Below are 14,904 nucleotides of genomic sequence, written 5' to 3'. Positions count from 1 at the left end.
GGGAGCTTATTTGAGTCTAGAGTGATCATTGGCGTGGGCCAGTGACAATCGGCGCCACTTTAGTATCCTTCGCAAATAGGGCGGTTATCTGCAGCCCGTCATGTAAAAGAATAACAACCATGAGCGAACGAACGACTTCTGCAAGCTGGGCGATGGGGATTGTCAAAGCACTGGAGATGGACGGCCTGGATTGCCGGGTACTGTTCAGGCAGCTGGGGCTTGATTTCAGTGCCCTGGAAGATCCGGATGCGCGTTTCCCGCAGGACTCCATGACCCGGCTCTGGCAGCGCGCGGTCGAGGTGTCCGGCAACCCGGCGATCGGCCTGAACATGGGCAAAGTGGTGCGCCCGGCCTCGTTTCATGTCGCCGGCTATGCGTTGATGTCGAGCAATACCCTGGCTGAAGGCTTCCAGCGTCTGGTGCGCTATCAACGCATCATTGCCGAAAGCGCCGACTTGAGCTTTCGCTTGCTCGATGAAGGTTACGCGCTGATTCTCACCGTGCACGGCGATCATCTGCCGCCGACTCGGCAGAGTGCCGAAGCGTCACTGGCCTGTGCACTGGCGCTGTGCGGCTGGCTGACCGGGCGCCCGCTGCACCCGGTCAAAGTGTTGGTTCAGGGCAATCAGCCGACAAACCTGCAACCTTATAAAGAAGCCTTTCACGCACCGCTGGTGTTCAACGCGCCGTACGACGCGTTGATTTTCGAACGGGCCGATATGGAGGCGCCGCTGCCGACCGCCAACGAAGCCATGGCGCTGTTGCATGATCGCTTTGCCGGGGAATATCTGGCGCGGTTTTCCGAAAGTCGCGTGACGCACCGGGCACGCCAGGTGCTGTGCCGTTTGCTGCCCCAGGGCGAGCCCAAGCGCGACACCGTGGCGCAGACGCTGCACCTGTCGCAGCGCACTTTGCAGCGGCGCTTGCAGGAGGAGGGCACCAGTTTTCAGCAGTTGCTCGACGACACCCGGCGCGAGCTGGCTGAGCAATATCTGGCGCAACCGAGCATGACCTTGCTGGAAATCGCCTACCTGTTGGGCTTTGCCGACCCGAGCAACTTCTTCCGCGCGTTCCGCCGCTGGTTCGACACCACGCCCGGCGAGTACCGCTTGCGCCTGACGCAGGTGCCGGACGCGGTCAATGACGCCAGAACGCCGGAATACACAGCACAAACACCGTAATGATCTCCAGTCGGCCGAGCAGCATGCCGAACGACAGAATCCATTTCGCCGCATCCGGCAGGGTCGCGAAGTTGCCGGCCGGGCCGATGGTTTCGCCCAGACCCGGGCCGACGCCGGACACGGTGCTGGCGGCGCCGGTCAGCGCGGTCATCCAGTCGACTCCGAGCAGCGACAGCAGCAGCGCGATCACGCAGATGGTGATGGCGAAGAAGAACGAGAAAGTCAGGATCGAACGGACAATTTCTTCGTCGAGGCGGTGACCGTTGTACTTCTGCTTGATTACCGCGCGCGGGTGGATCAGCTGATTGAGGTTGGCCTTGAGCAGGATGTAGGCGACCTGAAAACGGAAAATCTTGATCCCGCCCGCCGTCGAACCTGAGCAGCCGCCGACAAAGCCAAGATAGAAAAACAGCATCAGCGAGAAGTTGCCCCACAGGCTGTAATCACCGAGGGCAAAACCGGTGGTGGTGACCACCGAGGTCACGTTCAGCGCCACATGCCGCAGCGCTTCCAGCCAATGCAGCTTGGTGGTCCACCAGTACCAGGTGCCGAGCACCAGCCAGGTCACCAGCAACATCGCCAGCAAACCCTGCACCTGTTGATCCCTGATCAACGCACGGCGATTGCCGCGCAGCGTCGCCACGTAGAGGGTGAACGGCAGGCTGCCGAGAATCATGATGACGATTGCCACCCAGTGCACTGCCGGTTGTGTCCACTTGGCCAACGACTGGTCAGAGGTCGAAAAACCACCGGTGGAAATCGCCGACATCGCATGATTGATCGCATCAAACGGGCTCATCCCCGCCCACCAGAACGCCAGGCTGCCCAGAATGGTGATACCGACGTAGGCCGCCACAATCAACCGCGCCACCATGTGCGAACGCGGCATGACCTTCTCCGAACGGTCGGAGGATTCGGTCTGGAACAGGCGCATGCCACCGATGCGCAGCAGCGGCAGAATCGCCACCGCCATGCCGATAAAGCCGATGCCGCCGATCCAGTGCAGCAGCGACCGCCACATCAGAATCCCCGGTGACATGTTGTCCAGGCCGTTGAGCACGGTGGAGCCGGTGGCGGTGATGCCGGACATGCTTTCGAAGAACGAGTCGGTGTAGCTGATGTGCTGGGTCAGCAGAAACGGCAGCGCGGCGAAAATGCACACTACCAGCCAGCTGCTGACCGTCAGCAGATACATGTCGCGCGGGCGCAGGTGAATGTGTTCCGGTCTGCCGGGTATCACCAGAGCGAGGCCGGCGACAAAGGTGATCATGCTCGCCCAGAGGAACGACGGCAGATCGCTGGTGCGCTCGAAAATCACCAGCGTGGCCATCGGCACGACCATGGCCACAGCCAGGGTTATCAGGAAGATGCCGATGATAAAACCAATGATCCGTAAGGTCGGCAACGCCATGAAATCCGCTCGGGCTGATTGAACAAGGGCGCCATTCTACCTGCGGGGCAAGGCATGTAAACCGGCAGGCGCTGCGCAGTTGCAGCTAGAATAGCTGCACATTTTTCAAAGGAGGTGGCCGATGCAGGCTCTCGACGCGTTGCTCAACCGTGTTTCCGTTCCCCGCCTGGTCGAACCGGCCCCTACTGCCGAGCAGCGCGAAGCCCTGTTCGGCGCGGCCTTGCGTGCCCCGGATCACGGGCATTTGCAGCCTTACCGCTTTTTGACCGTCGAAGGCGCGGCGCGTGAGCAAATGGGCGAGTTGCTGGCCGAGGCGGCCCGCCAGCAGGGCGGCGAAGTCACCGACGCGATGATCGACAAGGCGCGCAACGGCCCACTGCGCGCGCCGCTGGTGGTTGTGGTCATCGCGAAATTGCAGGAACACGTGAAATATCCGAAGGCCGAGCAACTGCTCACGGCCGGCTGTGCGGCCCACGGGATTTTGCTCGCGGCGTATGCGCAGGGAATTGGCGCGGTGTGGCGCACCGGGGATCTGGCGTACTCCAAGCATGTGGCCGAAGGCCTGGGGCTGGTGGAAGGCGAGGAGGTGATCGCGTTCCTCTATCTCGGCACGCCGCAGAAAGAGCCGCGCGTGGCGGAGAAGGTTGATCTGGCTGAGTTCGTCAGCGCCTGGCCAGGTAAGGTCTGAAGATCAAAAGCCCCTCACCCTAACCCTCTCCCAGAGGGAGAGGGGACTGATTGGGGGATGCTTTGGAATTACACCGACCTGAGCGTCCTTCGCTGAATCCAGCGTCGGGATACCGGACGTCTGGTTTCTGCGAATCCATAAGGTCGATGCACAACGGCAGACAACTCACCCCAACCCTCTCCCTCCGGGAGAGGGTTGGGGTGAGGGGCTTTTTCAGGGCTGGACCACGACTCCCGGTACCAGCGGCAATTCCAGACTCGCCACAAAGCCGCCCTGCGGATGATTGGCCAGCGTCAGCGTGCCGCCATGCCGTTCTGCCGCGCGTTTGGCGATCGCCAGCCCCAGGCCATGCCCGGCAGCGGTCTGCCCCGGCGCCCGGTAGAACGGCTCGCCCAACTGACTCAGATGTTCGGTCTGCACCCCCGGCCCGTGGTCGCGCACGCTGATGACAATCCGCTCTCCCTGCCGCGCAGCCTGCAATTCGATTGGCTGATCGCTCGGGTTGAAGCGCTGGGCGTTGCGCAGCAGATTATCCACGGCGCGCTCGATCATCGTCGGCCAGCCTTTGAGATTCAGTTGTGACTCAGCTTGCAGGCGTACGGTCTGCTCGGGAGAGCCCAACTGCGCATCCTTTTGCAGTGTGGCGAGCAACGCATTCAGGTCGACTTCTTCAGCGCTGGCATTGTCGGCATCGACTCGCGCCAGCACCAGAATTTCACTGATCAACGCCTCCAGCCGATCGCATTCGCGGGTCAGGCGTGGCCACAGTTTTTCGCGCTCTTCAGGGTTGGCGCGCTCGGCCAAAGCCAACGCGATGCGCAGGCGCGCCAGTGGTGAGCGCAGTTCATGGGAGACATCGCGCAGCAACTGGCGCTGACTGCCGATCAGGCTTTGCAGGCGCGCGCCCATCCGGTTGAAATCGGTGGCCAGCACGCCGAATTCGTCGCGGCGGTTGGCGAGTTTCGCCAGACTGTTCTGCTGATAAGTCGTCTGCCCCAGATCATGCACCGCGCCGCGCAAGCGACTGAGCGGGCGGGTGATGGAGAAAGTCACGAGCAAACTGAACAGGGTCAGCACCACCAGCGCAATACCCAGCGCACTCAGTGGCCAGAGCAGACTTTCGCGGTGCCAGGCGTCGAGTTCCGGGTGCGGGATGCGGTAGATGAACAGGTAGGTGTCACCGGTTTTTTCGCTGGTGATTTCGTCGGTCAGGCGCCGCCACGGCAGGCGGCGATCGTCGTTGTTCTGCCGCGCCTCGAATGCTGCGGCGCGGCGCGGGAAGGTGCCACGCACCACCGGATCGCCGGTTTCGTTGAGCACCTGAACGTCGATGTGATACTGGCGTTTACGTTGTTCGAGGATGTCCTGGGCGGCTTCTTCGCCTTGGGTTTCGTAAGTCTGCGTCCATTCCGCCGCCAGCGTGTTGAGGCCGGGATGGCGGCTGAGAATCCATGCGTCCTGATTGAGCATGTGCCCGAGCAGAATCGACAGCCCGGCTACCAGAGCGATGGCCAGCCAGAAGCTCGCAAGAATCCGCCAGAACAGTGAACGCACAGAAAATCCTCAAAAAACACACCGTTCAAATGTGGGAGCGAGCCTGCTCGCGAAGGCGTAGTGTCAGTCAATCCATCGCTGGCTGATACACCGCCTTCGCGAGCAGGCTCGCTCCCACATTCGATTTGAATGGAACAGGCCCGACGAGGTAAGTCGTCGGGCCCAGGGTCAAGCCATTATTGCGCCTTTGGTGCCTGCTGCGCTTTCCAGGCCTTGAACTCGGCCCATTCGGCGCGGCGTTCGGCGCGTTTCTTCTGGATTTCGTCGAACTGCTTCTGTTGCTCGGGCTTAAGCAGTGCGCGGACATCGGACTCGGCTTTCTTGTGGTTGGCCGCGATCTCGTCCTTCATGGCTTTCTGGTCGGCCGGCGAGAGTTTTTCCAGGTACTTGTCGACCACCTGCTTACGCTCGTGCATCTGCTCGCCCATGATCTTGCGAATCTGCTCGCGTTGTTCGCGGGTCAGGTCGAGCTGGCTGTACGGACCTTTGCCGTGCATGCCGCCGTGCATCTGACCGCCGTGGCGCGGGCCATCCAGCGGACCACCCAGCGGACCGCCATCCTGCGGCATGGCCATGGCCACGGTTGGCAGAGCGGCAGCGAACATCAGAGCGATAAGAGTCTTGCGCATGGTGTATCTCCTTGTCTCGTTCCCGGTACGTTCCGGATGAGTGCAGATTACGCAGATCAAGGTCAACGGCGGTCAGCGCAGCGTAAAGCTTCGGTAAAGACGTTTCGTGCCCGGCCTTACACATATCCAGTGCAGGAGGTGCTGAAGGCTGCGATCTGATCGTTCCCACGCTCTGCGTAGGAATGCAGCCGAGGACGCTCTGCGTCCTGCAGCCTGAAGATCGCCGCCTTGGGCAGCTCGTACACGGAACAAGATGGTTTTACAGGCTGTAGTAGTAACCACGGCTACGCAGCGCGACGATGCGTGGGCGGCCGTCGGGGTGGGGGCCGATTTTTTTGCGCAGGTTGCTGACGTGCATGTCGAGGCTGCGGTCGTACAGGGTCAGCTTGCGGCCGAGGGCCAGTTGCGCCAGTTCCTGTTTGTCCAGCGGCTCGCCCGGCTGTTTGAGCAGGGCTTCGAGCAGGCGGCTTTCGGAGACGGTCAGGGTCAGTTCTTTTTCGTCGATGCTGACCACGCCGCGCACCGGGCTGAAACTCAGGTCGCCCAGCTCGAGCTGCGTCGAAACGGCTGCCGGGTGGCTGCGGCGCAACACGGCACGCAGGCGCGCGGTCAGTTCGCGGGGGTCGCAGGGTTTGGCCAGATAATCGTCGGCACCCAGCTCGAGGCCGAGGATGCGGTCCAGCGGTTCGCCACGCGCTGACAGCATCAGCACCGGCAAGTCCGCGTGGTCGTTGCGCAGTTGTTTGAGCAGTTCCAGACCGCTGCCGTCGGGCAGCATTACGTCGAGCACCACCGCCGCCGGGGCGGTTTCGGCCAACGCCTTGCGGGCGCTCTGGCCATCGTGGCAGGCGCGCACCTGGAAGCCTTCCTGGCTCAACCAGCTACTCAGGAGTTCGCACAACTCCTGGTCATCATCAATCAGTAACAGCTCGCTCATGACTCACTCAATTTAGCCATTGCCGACGTTTTCGGCTTGCACCACTGGCAAAGATACCGCAGAGCAGCGCCAATAGCGCTACCCCGGCGCCAGTGACGAACCACTGCTGTTGGTCGGTCAGCAAACGCGGCAGCGGGCTGGCCTGGGCTTCCTTGAGTTGCAGCTTCAGACGCTGGTTCTCCTGGCGCAGCCGGGCGAGCTGGGCGCTTTCGCGAGTGTTGTCGGCATTTTGCAGTTGTTTGTTCAGTTCTTCGCGCTGCTGCTCACTGGTCTTGAGCCGCTGTTGCAGCTCGGTGATCTGGCTGCCGGCGCTCAATGACAATGGCGTGGAGCTGCCGCTTTCGGTGGTTTCCTCACCATGGGCGGGGGCCATGATCGACAACGTGAGCAACATCAGACACAACGGACCCTTGCGCATCGCGACACCTGTTTCCAAATGGATATTGGGCAGGTTGTCGGCAGGCAAACGAGAATAATGAGCGATTGAGAGCGCGATGAACCGAGAAGGTTCATCGCGTGGAAGGACTTAAGGCAGGACTTGCTTGAACGGCTTGACGATCACATTGGCGTAGACGCCGGCGGCAATGTACGGATCGGCATCGGCCCAGGCCTGTGCGGCGCTGAGGGAGTCGAACTCGGCGACGATCAGGCTGCCGGTGAAACCCGCTGCGCCCGGATCATTGCTGTCGACGGCCGGGTGCGGGCCGGCCAGCACGATGCGGCCTTCGCCCTTGAGCGCTTGCAGGCGTTCCAGATGAGCGGGGCGTGCGGCCAGGCGAGCTTCCAGCGAGTTGGCAACGTCGGTGGCAATGATGGCGTAGAGCATGTCAGTCCTCGGTTTTTGGCGTTGTGGTATCGGTGTCATGCAGATGGCGCGACAGGTAAACGCCCTGTGCGACCAGGAACAGCACGGTCATGCCCAGGCTGCCGAACACCTTGAAGTCGACCCAGATGCTCTGGAAGGTGAAGGCGACGAACAGGTTGGCTGCGCCGCAGAACAGGAAAAAGCCGATCCAGGCGATGTTCAGGCGCGTCCAGACCGGGTCTGGCAGGGTCAGCGCGTGGCCCATGATGCGCTTGATCAGCAGGCGATCGCCGATGAAGTGGCTACCGATGAACGCCGCAGCGAACAGCCAGTTGACCACCGGCGCTTTCCATTTCAGGAAGGTTTCGCTGTGGAAGGCCAGCGTCAGGCTGCCGAATACCAGGCAGGCGATCAGCGTCAGCCATTGGCTCTTTTCCAGCTTGCGCTGCTTGATGAACAGCGCGCCGTACACCACCAGCGAACTGATGATCAGCATCGCCGTGGCGCTGTAGATACCGCCTACGGTCACTTGCTGGCCGGCAATGTCGACGACCCGTGGATCAAGTTTGTAAACGATGAAGAACAGCAGAAGCGGGATGAAATCGATGAATTGTTTCACAGTGAGAGCCAGAAGCTGGATGTGGCGGCATAATAACAAACATATGGGCGCGCGATAGCGCCAGCTGATTTGAGGTTACAACTCCCCGTGAATGTTGATTTGCACTGCCACAGCACGGCCTCCGATGGCGCCTTGGCGCCTGCGGTTCTGGTTGCGCGAGCGTTCGAAAACGGCGTGCGAGTCCTGGCGTTGACCGACCACGACACTCTTGAGGGGCTCGCCGAGGCGCGTACTGCCGCCACCGAGTTGGGCATGCAACTGGTCAATGGCGTCGAATTGTCCTGCACCTGGGGCGGGGCGACCATTCACGTATTGGGCTACGGTTTCGACGTCAACGCTGCGCCGTTGGTCGAAGCGATCGCCAAATTGCACGATGGCCGCTGGCTGCGGTCGGAAGAAATAAGCCGCAAGCTCGCACTCAAGGGGATGCCCGGTGCCCTCGACGGCGCCCGGCAGATCCAGCAGGAACTGGGCGACAGCGGCAACGCGCCGGCCCGGCCGCATTTCGCCGACTGGATGGTGCGAGAAGGTTATGTAAAGGATCGCGCCGAGGCGTTCCGCAAATGGCTCGGCGCCGGCAAACTCGGCGACGTCAAACTGCACTGGCCGACGCTGGAAGACACTGTCGGCACCCTGCGCGCCGCCGGTGCCTGGGTCAGCCTGGCGCATCCATGGCACTACGATTTCACGCGTAGCAAGCGCCGAAAGCTGATTGCCGACTATATTCAAGCAGGCGGGCATGCTATCGAGGTGGTCAATGGCCATCAGCCCGCAGAACAGGTGGGCAGCCTGGCGATCCTTGCCCGTGAGTTCGGTCTGCTGGTCAGCGCCGGCAGTGACTTCCATGGCCCTGGCGGCTGGTCCGAGATCGGCCAGTACCGGCCGGTTCCCGAGGACCTTCCACCCCTGTGGTGTCGGTTCAAACATGACACAGATATTGCCGCCGTCTGAACAGGTAGAGAATGTGAGTCAATTTTTCCAGATACATCCGGAAAACCCGCAAGCGCGCCTGATCAAACAGGCGGTCGAGATCATCCGCAAAGGCGGGGTGGTGATTTATCCCACGGACTCGTCCTACGCCATTGGTTGCCAGATCGGCGACAAGACCGCCATCGAGCGTGTGCGACGGCTGCGTCAGCTCGATGAAAAGCACAACTTCGCGCTGATCTGCAGCGACCTGTCGCAACTGGGCAATTACGCCAAGATCGACACCGGCACCTTCCGCATTCTCAAGGCGCACCTGCCGGGGCCTTACACCTTTATTCTCAACGCCACCCGCGAAGTGCCGCGCCTGTTGCTGCATCCGAAGAAACGCACCATCGGTCTGCGCGTGCCGAGCCATCCGATCGCGCTGGCGCTGCTGGCCGAACTCGGCGAGCCGCTGATGAGCGTGACGCTGATCATGCCCGGCGATGAAGACCCGCTCAGCGATCCTTACGAAATGCGCCAGTTGCTTGAGCATCAGGTCGATCTGATCATCGACGGCGGTTTTGGCGGTATCAAGGCCTCAACGGTGATTGACCTGACCGGCGATGACCCGGAAGTGGTCCGCGTTGGTTGCGGCGATCCGACGCCGTTCATGGTCGAGGCCTGAATGTCCGCAGTGGAAACCGTGGTCGATCCCCAGGCCGGCGCCCAGCAGGAACTGCCGTTCGCGATGGTCTATGGTCAGGCGGTCATGGAAATGCCGCTGGACCTGTACATCCCGCCGGATGCGCTGGAAGTTTTTCTTGAAGCCTTCGAAGGCCCGCTCGACCTGCTGCTGTACCTGATCCGCAAACAGAACATCAATATCCTCGACATTCCGGTGGCGGAAATCACCCGCCAGTACATGGGCTATGTCGAGTTGATGCAATCGGTGCGTCTGGAGCTGGCCGCCGAATACCTGGTGATGGCGGCGATGCTCGCCGAGATCAAATCGCGCATGCTTCTGCCGCGCGCCGAAACCGTTGAAGATGAAGAAGACGACCCGCGCGCTGAACTGATCCGCCGCTTGCAGGAATACGAGCGCTTCAAGGCTGCCGCTGAAGGTATCGATGGGCTGAGTCGGGTCGGTCGCGATGTGATCGTGCCCAGGCTCGACGCCCCGGAAGCGCGGGCGCGCAAGCTGTTGCCCGACGTCGCGCTGGAAGAGATTCTGATGTGCATGGCCGAGGTGCTGCGCCGTGGCGACATGTTCGAAAGCCACCAGGTCAGTCGCGAAGCGCTGTCCACCCGCGAGCGCATGAGCGATGTGCTGGAACGGCTCAAGGGCGGCGGCTTCGTGCCGTTTGTCGAGCTGTTCACCGCTGAAGAAGGCCGCCTGGGTGTGGTGGTGACCTTCATGGCGATCCTTGAACTGGTCAAGGAATCCTTGGTCGAGCTGGTGCAGAATGAGCCGTTCGCTGCGATCCACGTGCGAGCCCGAGCCGAATAACGAGTCCCTGTATGAACCTGACTGAACCCCGCGAGCTGGCGTCCCTGCTTGAAGCCTTTCTGTTGGCCTCGGGAAAGCCGCAATCCCTTGAGCGCCTGTATGAACTGTTTGAAGAAGGCGAGCGGCCGGAGCCGGCGGTCTTCAAGAAAGCCCTGACCCTGCTCGGCAAGTCCTGCGAGGGCCGCGCCTTTGAACTCAAGGAAGTCTCGTCGGGCTATCGCTTGCAGATCCGCGAGAAGTTTTCACCGTGGGTCGGCCGTCTCTGGGAAGAACGCCCGCAGCGCTATTCCCGTGCGTTGCTGGAGACCATCGCGCTGATCGCCTATCGCCAGCCGATCACCCGTGGCGAGATCGAAGACGTGCGTGGCGTGGCGGTCAACAGCAACATCGTCAAGACCTTGCTCGAGCGTGAGTGGATCCGCGTCGTCGGCTATCGGGACGTGCCGGGCAAACCGGCTATGTTCGCCACGACCAAGGCGTTTCTCGACCACTTCAACCTGAAAAACCTCGAAGACCTGCCGCCGCTGGCCGAACTGCGCGAGATGGAAGCCGAACCGGTGCTCGACTTCGACGACGCGCCGGTGCCGCAGAGTCTGCAGGAACTGGCCGACGCCAGCGCCGAGCCGGAGGAGGAGAAGGAAGAAACCAGTTTCCATTCCCTGCTGCTGGAGCTGGACAGCATGGAAGAAGGCATCAAAACCGACTTTGACGACTTGCTGCGTGATGCGGTGGATGGCGAAGCGCCGGTGTCTGAGCCTGAGATCATCGCGCCGGTTGTTGAAGCTGAAGTTGAACTTGAAGCGGCGCCTGACGCCGAACCGGAAGAAGACATTCTCGGTGTCGCCGAGGCCCGCGAGAAGCTCCTGGCCGCTGTCGCCGCCCTCGAACAGCCTGAACCGGAACTCAGCGAAGAAGAAGCCGAAGCCCGCGCACTGGCCGAGGCGATCGAAGCCGAACGGCGCGAGTTCGAAGACTGACGCCTATCGAGAAACCAGTGAAGACGCTGTGGGAGCGAGCCTGCTCGCGAAGGCGGTGTGTCAGATACATTAATGCTGAATGACAACGGGCCTTCGCGAGCAGGCTCGCTCCCACAGGGTGAAATGTCGTTCTGGAGATTGCGATGAGCTCAACCAAAGACCCCTGCATCAGCCTCTGCAAATTCTCCGACGACATCTGCCTGGGTTGCGGTCGCAGCAAGCGCGAGATCAAGGCCTGGAAGAAGCTCGACAAGGACGACAAACGCACGGTGCTGGCCGAAGCCGCGCTGCGCCTGATCAAACTCGGTGGTGCCGGTCGGCGGAAAAAGAAATAACCGGCAATCGATCAGCTAGTCTCTGATGCGCGACGGCGCACATCCGCGTATGATTCGCGACCCTTCGCCGATCCCTTCGGCCTGGACCCAGTTTTCAATACTTCAGGCGCCGCCTGAACAGACCACACCGGGAGGTGCCCAGATGAGTGACATCAATCAGAAAGACGACCAGGAAATCGGCCCAGCAGGCGAAAAGCTGCAGAAGGTCCTCGCCCGTATCGGCGTCGGCTCGCGCCGTGACGTGGAATCCTGGATCAGCCAGGGCCGGATCAAGGTCAATGGCAAAGACGCCACCCTCGGCCTGCGCGTCGACATGCACGACGCCATCACCATCGATGGCAAAGTGATCAAACGCGAAGAGGCCGCCGAATCGGTGCGCCGCGTGATCATGTACAACAAGCCCGACGGCGAAATCTGCACCCGTGACGACCCGGAAGGCCGTCCGACCGTGTTCGACAAGCTGCCGCGTCCGAAAGAAGGCCGCTGGATCAACATCGGCCGTCTCGACATCAACACCACCGGTCTGCTGATGTTCACCACTGACGGTGAGCTGGCCAACCGTCTGATGCACCCGTCCTACGAGATGGACCGCGAGTACGCCGTGCGTGTACGCGGTGAAGTCGACGACGAGATGATCGAACGCCTGAAGGCCGGCGTGGTGCTGGAAGACGGTCCGGCGCGTTTCACCGACATTCAACAGGCGCCGGGCGGTGAAGGTTTCAACCACTGGTACCACTGCGTGGTCATGGAAGGGCGCAACCGTGAAGTGCGTCGTCTGTGGGAATCCCAAGGTCTGGTGGTCAGCCGTCTGAAGCGCGTGCGTTTCGGTCCGGTGTTCCTCAACTCCGACCTGCCGATGGGTCGCTGGCGTGAAATGAGCCAGTACGAAGTCGACGTGCTCAGCGCCGAAGTCGGCCTGACGCCGGTGGCAATGCCGCAGCTGAACGCGAAGAGCAAGGACAAGCTCGAACGCATGCAGCGCAAATCGTCGCGGCCGATGGCCAAGACCGAGCGCGTACGCACCCTGCGTCCAGCCGCCGGCGCACCGACCGCGCCGCGCCCGAGCCGTGAGCCGCAGATCGAAGGCGAGCGTCCAGGTCGCAAGCCAGTCGCCCGTGACGGCGAGCGCGCACCGCGTCCGGCCAGCGGTCGCACTGAGCGTGGCGAAGGTCGTGCACCGGCCGGTCGCGGTACGCCAGTGGCGGATCGTCCAGCCGACACCACCAACAAGCGCCCGGCCAAACCGGCGCCGAAGCGTCCGGGGATCAAACTGGTCGACGGCGACAAGCCCTCGGGCAAGCGTCGCGGCGCACCGGCCGGTTCCGGTCAGCGCCCGGGTTTCGGTCGCAAAAAGCCGGAATAAGGCAGCTGTGAGTTACTAGCTGCAAGCTGCAAGTTGAAGCAAAAACGCCAACCTTAGGGTTGGCGTTTTTTTTCGTCTGGCGAAACTCATGTAGCGTCTGATTGGGCCTCTTCGCGAGCAGGCTCGCTCCCACATTGGAGTTGCGTCGAACATAAATCCCTGTGGGAGCGAGCCTGCTCGCGAAGGCGTCAGTCGCCTAAAACACAAATCGGCCATCGAAAACCGGCTTGTCATCCAGCGCCAACACCCCGCCAGAAAAGATCAGGTCCAGGTGATGACTGCCCTTGGCGCCACCGCCTAATCCAAGATGCAACCCACAATGCCGCTCCTCAAACCCGGCATTGCGCGCATATAGATCCTTCACGCCTTCGTTGGTGCCAATCCCCAACTCCTCAATCCGCCGGTTCGACGGGTTGGCATCCAGGTACTTGTTGAAATCCTGCTCCAGCCCCGGCACGTCGGTGGCGATGCGGCTGATGGTCGAGTTCTCGATCCACAGCTCCAGCGGCGATTCCAGCACGCCGTACTTGCGCGCGAAGGGGATGGTGCTGAGGAAGGTGCCCTTGAACTTCACGTGGCCATTGATGGCTTCGCTATGGGTGGCGATTTCGCCGGGGGCGAGGTCAAAGTTGCCGACGCCGTTGATGTCGGTCCACTTCTTGATGCTGCTCATCGGCGTTTCGAACCATGAGCCGTGGTCATCCTTGAAACTCAGCGTGGTCGCCTGGGACATGCGCTGGATCAAGTGACTGTTGAGTCCGGCGATGCGTTGCGGGGTGATGCTGAAGGTGTCGTAGAAATAGTCGCCGTAATCCTTGAACAGCAGCGACTTCTTCCAGTTTTCCGCCATCACCGCTTGCAGTGCGCGGACGAACTCCGGGCCGTCGGGGCGCGGGTTGGGCAGGGTGGAAGAGTCGTAGAAGAAAATGTACAGATCGCTGTCGGCAATTGCCTCGGACAGCGCTGCGGTGCTTTCCAGGTCCAGGCGCCGGGCGCTGAACTCAAAGCGCGGATGCTCGCCGGCCTGTTCGGCAATGGCGCCGGTCAGGGCTTCGTAATCGGCGGTGTGGCCCAGCATGACCTTCGCCGAGTCGAGGCCGGCGAGGGCAGGGTGATGTTCGAGGTAGTAAAGGAAATGCGAGATGGCGCGGGGCTTGTCCATGAATCCTCCCTGACTGACCGGGGAATGAAGCGGCAGGCACGACCGGCCGGACCGTGCCTGCCCGGGATGTCTTACAGAGGCCACATCGCCGTGCCGAACGGAACCACCGCGTCGGCTTGCATCATTTCCACAGCGGCCTCATGGGTTGGCGCTTCAAACCATTCGTCCAGTTGCAGTTCGGTATCCAAGTCTTTTTCCAGTGCTTGCATGGTCGATCTCCTAGAGAATTTCACGGTTTATGACTGACCGGTCGAGGTGGCCGGTGAGACGTGAAAAACCTAGTTGAGGCTTTTTCGTAATGCAAAATTTTATCCATTTAATTTTTAAATAGACTTTTTGTTCTGTTTTTCAGGATCGGTTTTCTTATTTGAAAACAAAAAACTAGGCAGGCGAAATTGATAGCAAGCTAGCTACCGTCAATATGCAGACGTCCTTCGGAAATTTCTGATTCGGAAAATATTCGTTACGCGTTGTAAACAAAACGTGACGAAAAGACCCCGCGGGAGCGGTGATTTCCCGCCTCCGCATCGGTTGTAAGGAAAAGCTTCCGTAAGCCGGGAGAACAGCTGCCGCGCAAGGCTCTGGCGCGCTTGTTTCCAGCCTTCAAGCAGGGTGTGATGCGCCCCATGCCTGTCGTGCAGGCGAATAACAAGAAGGAGGCGCAATGAACGCCGCGACTGATTTCCACTTCTCCCCGTGGGACGGTTTTTTCCTCGTCCCCGTCGATGGCCTGCAAAGGCCTGACTCATATTTTGCAGCCGCTCGGCACTGTCGAGGCGGACACGTGCAATCCCTGCAACCGACACGCTGATCAGGCGGGTCTGGCA

The 14,904-nt window shown here is 61.1% G+C and carries 17 protein-coding genes; 8 read left to right on the top strand and 9 right to left on the bottom strand.

What is annotated here, in order from left to right:
• Positions 1 to 119 precede the first annotated feature (119 nt).
• The gene (locus tag ACV8MC_RS25925; RefSeq protein WP_252868986.1) at positions 120 to 1,181 is read left to right on the top strand and encodes an AraC family transcriptional regulator; all 1,062 of its coding nucleotides are present in this window, start codon (positions 120 to 122) and stop codon (positions 1,179 to 1,181) included.
• Here ACV8MC_RS25925 and ACV8MC_RS25920 read toward each other — a convergent pair.
• Positions 1,138 to 2,592: a TrkH family potassium uptake protein gene (locus tag ACV8MC_RS25920; protein WP_024012066.1), complete on the bottom strand. Its 1,455-nt coding sequence runs from the start codon at positions 2,590 to 2,592 to the stop codon at positions 1,138 to 1,140. The genes ACV8MC_RS25925 and ACV8MC_RS25920 overlap by 44 nt on opposite strands.
• A 121-nt stretch (positions 2,593 to 2,713) precedes the next feature.
• Here ACV8MC_RS25920 and ACV8MC_RS25915 point away from each other — a divergent pair, with 121 nt between their 5' ends.
• Positions 2,714 to 3,280, top strand: a complete 567-nt coding sequence (locus ACV8MC_RS25915; protein WP_056783730.1) for a nitroreductase family protein — start codon at positions 2,714 to 2,716, stop codon at positions 3,278 to 3,280.
• Between the two features lie 213 nt (positions 3,281 to 3,493).
• Here ACV8MC_RS25915 and ACV8MC_RS25910 read toward each other — a convergent pair whose 3' ends face one another.
• The 6 genes from ACV8MC_RS25910 to ACV8MC_RS25885 all read right to left on the bottom strand — a co-directional run bounded on the left by ACV8MC_RS25910 (position 3,494) and on the right by ACV8MC_RS25885 (position 7,824).
• Positions 3,494 to 4,834 carry a sensor histidine kinase gene (locus ACV8MC_RS25910; RefSeq protein WP_315434968.1) on the bottom strand — a complete coding sequence of 447 codons (1,341 nt, stop codon included), beginning with the start codon at positions 4,832 to 4,834 and terminating at the stop codon, positions 3,494 to 3,496.
• Positions 4,835 to 5,010: 176 nt separating this feature from the next.
• The gene (locus ACV8MC_RS25905) at positions 5,011 to 5,463 is read right to left on the bottom strand and encodes a Spy/CpxP family protein refolding chaperone (RefSeq protein ID WP_310214903.1); all 453 of its coding nucleotides are present in this window, start codon (positions 5,461 to 5,463) and stop codon (positions 5,011 to 5,013) included.
• A gap of 259 nt (positions 5,464 to 5,722) precedes the next feature.
• Positions 5,723 to 6,400, bottom strand: a complete 678-nt coding sequence (locus ACV8MC_RS25900; RefSeq protein ID WP_016771129.1) for a response regulator transcription factor — start codon at positions 6,398 to 6,400, stop codon at positions 5,723 to 5,725.
• A gap of 7 nt (positions 6,401 to 6,407) precedes the next feature.
• Positions 6,408 to 6,818: a translation initiation factor 2 gene (locus ACV8MC_RS25895; protein ID WP_305382433.1), complete on the bottom strand. Its 411-nt coding sequence runs from the start codon at positions 6,816 to 6,818 to the stop codon at positions 6,408 to 6,410.
• 108 nt (positions 6,819 to 6,926) lie between these two features.
• Positions 6,927 to 7,226: a YciI family protein gene (locus ACV8MC_RS25890; RefSeq protein WP_016987935.1), complete on the bottom strand. Its 300-nt coding sequence runs from the start codon at positions 7,224 to 7,226 to the stop codon at positions 6,927 to 6,929.
• 1 nt (position 7,227) lies between these two features.
• Positions 7,228 to 7,824: a septation protein A gene (locus ACV8MC_RS25885; RefSeq protein ID WP_016771126.1), complete on the bottom strand. Its 597-nt coding sequence runs from the start codon at positions 7,822 to 7,824 to the stop codon at positions 7,228 to 7,230.
• Between the two features lie 87 nt (positions 7,825 to 7,911).
• Between ACV8MC_RS25885 and ACV8MC_RS25880 the strand changes: the two genes are divergently transcribed.
• From ACV8MC_RS25880 to rluB, 6 genes are all read left to right on the top strand, one after another.
• Positions 7,912 to 8,775 carry a PHP domain-containing protein gene (locus ACV8MC_RS25880; protein ID WP_039761090.1) on the top strand — a complete coding sequence of 288 codons (864 nt, stop codon included), beginning with the start codon at positions 7,912 to 7,914 and terminating at the stop codon, positions 8,773 to 8,775.
• Between the two features lie 13 nt (positions 8,776 to 8,788).
• Entirely contained in the window at positions 8,789 to 9,418 is a 630-nt protein-coding gene (locus ACV8MC_RS25875) for an L-threonylcarbamoyladenylate synthase (RefSeq protein WP_016771124.1), read from the top strand.
• Between the two features lie 123 nt (positions 9,419 to 9,541).
• Complete coding sequence (locus ACV8MC_RS25870) at positions 9,542 to 10,240, top strand: segregation and condensation protein A (protein ID WP_174245102.1); 699 nt, start codon at positions 9,542 to 9,544, stop codon at positions 10,238 to 10,240.
• Between the two features lie 11 nt (positions 10,241 to 10,251).
• Complete coding sequence (gene scpB, locus ACV8MC_RS25865) at positions 10,252 to 11,217, top strand: SMC-Scp complex subunit ScpB (RefSeq protein ID WP_056783735.1); 966 nt, start codon at positions 10,252 to 10,254, stop codon at positions 11,215 to 11,217.
• A 143-nt stretch (positions 11,218 to 11,360) separates the two neighbouring features.
• Complete coding sequence (locus ACV8MC_RS25860) at positions 11,361 to 11,552, top strand: DUF1289 domain-containing protein (protein ID WP_016771121.1); 192 nt, start codon at positions 11,361 to 11,363, stop codon at positions 11,550 to 11,552.
• 142 nt (positions 11,553 to 11,694) lie between these two features.
• Positions 11,695 to 12,915, top strand: a complete 1,221-nt coding sequence (gene rluB / locus ACV8MC_RS25855; RefSeq protein WP_150742446.1) for a 23S rRNA pseudouridine(2605) synthase RluB — start codon at positions 11,695 to 11,697, stop codon at positions 12,913 to 12,915.
• A 196-nt stretch (positions 12,916 to 13,111) separates the two neighbouring features.
• Here the strand turns inward: rluB and ACV8MC_RS25850 are convergent, their stop codons facing one another.
• Both ACV8MC_RS25850 and ACV8MC_RS25845 read right to left on the bottom strand, forming a co-directional pair.
• Entirely contained in the window at positions 13,112 to 14,077 is a 966-nt protein-coding gene (locus ACV8MC_RS25850) for a M29 family metallopeptidase (RefSeq protein WP_252868991.1), read from the bottom strand.
• A 71-nt stretch (positions 14,078 to 14,148) separates the two neighbouring features.
• Positions 14,149 to 14,286 carry a hypothetical protein gene (locus tag ACV8MC_RS25845; RefSeq protein ID WP_003222780.1) on the bottom strand — a complete coding sequence of 46 codons (138 nt, stop codon included), beginning with the start codon at positions 14,284 to 14,286 and terminating at the stop codon, positions 14,149 to 14,151.
• Positions 14,287 to 14,904 lie beyond the last annotated feature (618 nt).

It is taken from the genome of Pseudomonas sp. PK-RTE-24 (assembly GCF_054052265.1).
Note: the sequence above shows the minus strand (reverse complement) of the source record. Positions and strands in the feature narration are given on the sequence as shown.

What these genes read in the sequence shown, in the direction of transcription:
- ACV8MC_RS25925 (WP_252868986.1), top strand. Translation starts at nt 120, where the DNA reads ATGAGCGAACGAACGACTTCTGCAAGCTGGGCGATGGGGATTGTCAAA.
- ACV8MC_RS25920 (WP_024012066.1), bottom strand. Translation starts at nt 2,592, where the DNA reads ATGGCGTTGCCGACCTTACGGATCATTGGTTTTATCATCGGCATCTTC.
- ACV8MC_RS25915 (WP_056783730.1), top strand. Translation starts at nt 2,714, where the DNA reads ATGCAGGCTCTCGACGCGTTGCTCAACCGTGTTTCCGTTCCCCGCCTG.
- ACV8MC_RS25905 (WP_310214903.1), bottom strand. Translation starts at nt 5,463, where the DNA reads ATGCGCAAGACTCTTATCGCTCTGATGTTCGCTGCCGCTCTGCCAACC.
- ACV8MC_RS25900 (WP_016771129.1), bottom strand. Translation starts at nt 6,400, where the DNA reads ATGAGCGAGCTGTTACTGATTGATGATGACCAGGAGTTGTGCGAACTC.
- ACV8MC_RS25895 (WP_305382433.1), bottom strand. Translation starts at nt 6,818, where the DNA reads ATGCGCAAGGGTCCGTTGTGTCTGATGTTGCTCACGTTGTCGATCATG.
- ACV8MC_RS25890 (WP_016987935.1), bottom strand. Translation starts at nt 7,226, where the DNA reads ATGCTCTACGCCATCATTGCCACCGACGTTGCCAACTCGCTGGAAGCT.
- scpB (WP_056783735.1), top strand. Translation starts at nt 10,252, where the DNA reads ATGAACCTGACTGAACCCCGCGAGCTGGCGTCCCTGCTTGAAGCCTTT.
- ACV8MC_RS25860 (WP_016771121.1), top strand. Translation starts at nt 11,361, where the DNA reads ATGAGCTCAACCAAAGACCCCTGCATCAGCCTCTGCAAATTCTCCGAC.
- rluB (WP_150742446.1), top strand. Translation starts at nt 11,695, where the DNA reads ATGAGTGACATCAATCAGAAAGACGACCAGGAAATCGGCCCAGCAGGC.
- ACV8MC_RS25850 (WP_252868991.1), bottom strand. Translation starts at nt 14,077, where the DNA reads ATGGACAAGCCCCGCGCCATCTCGCATTTCCTTTACTACCTCGAACAT.
- ACV8MC_RS25845 (WP_003222780.1), bottom strand. Translation starts at nt 14,286, where the DNA reads ATGCAAGCACTGGAAAAAGACTTGGATACCGAACTGCAACTGGACGAA.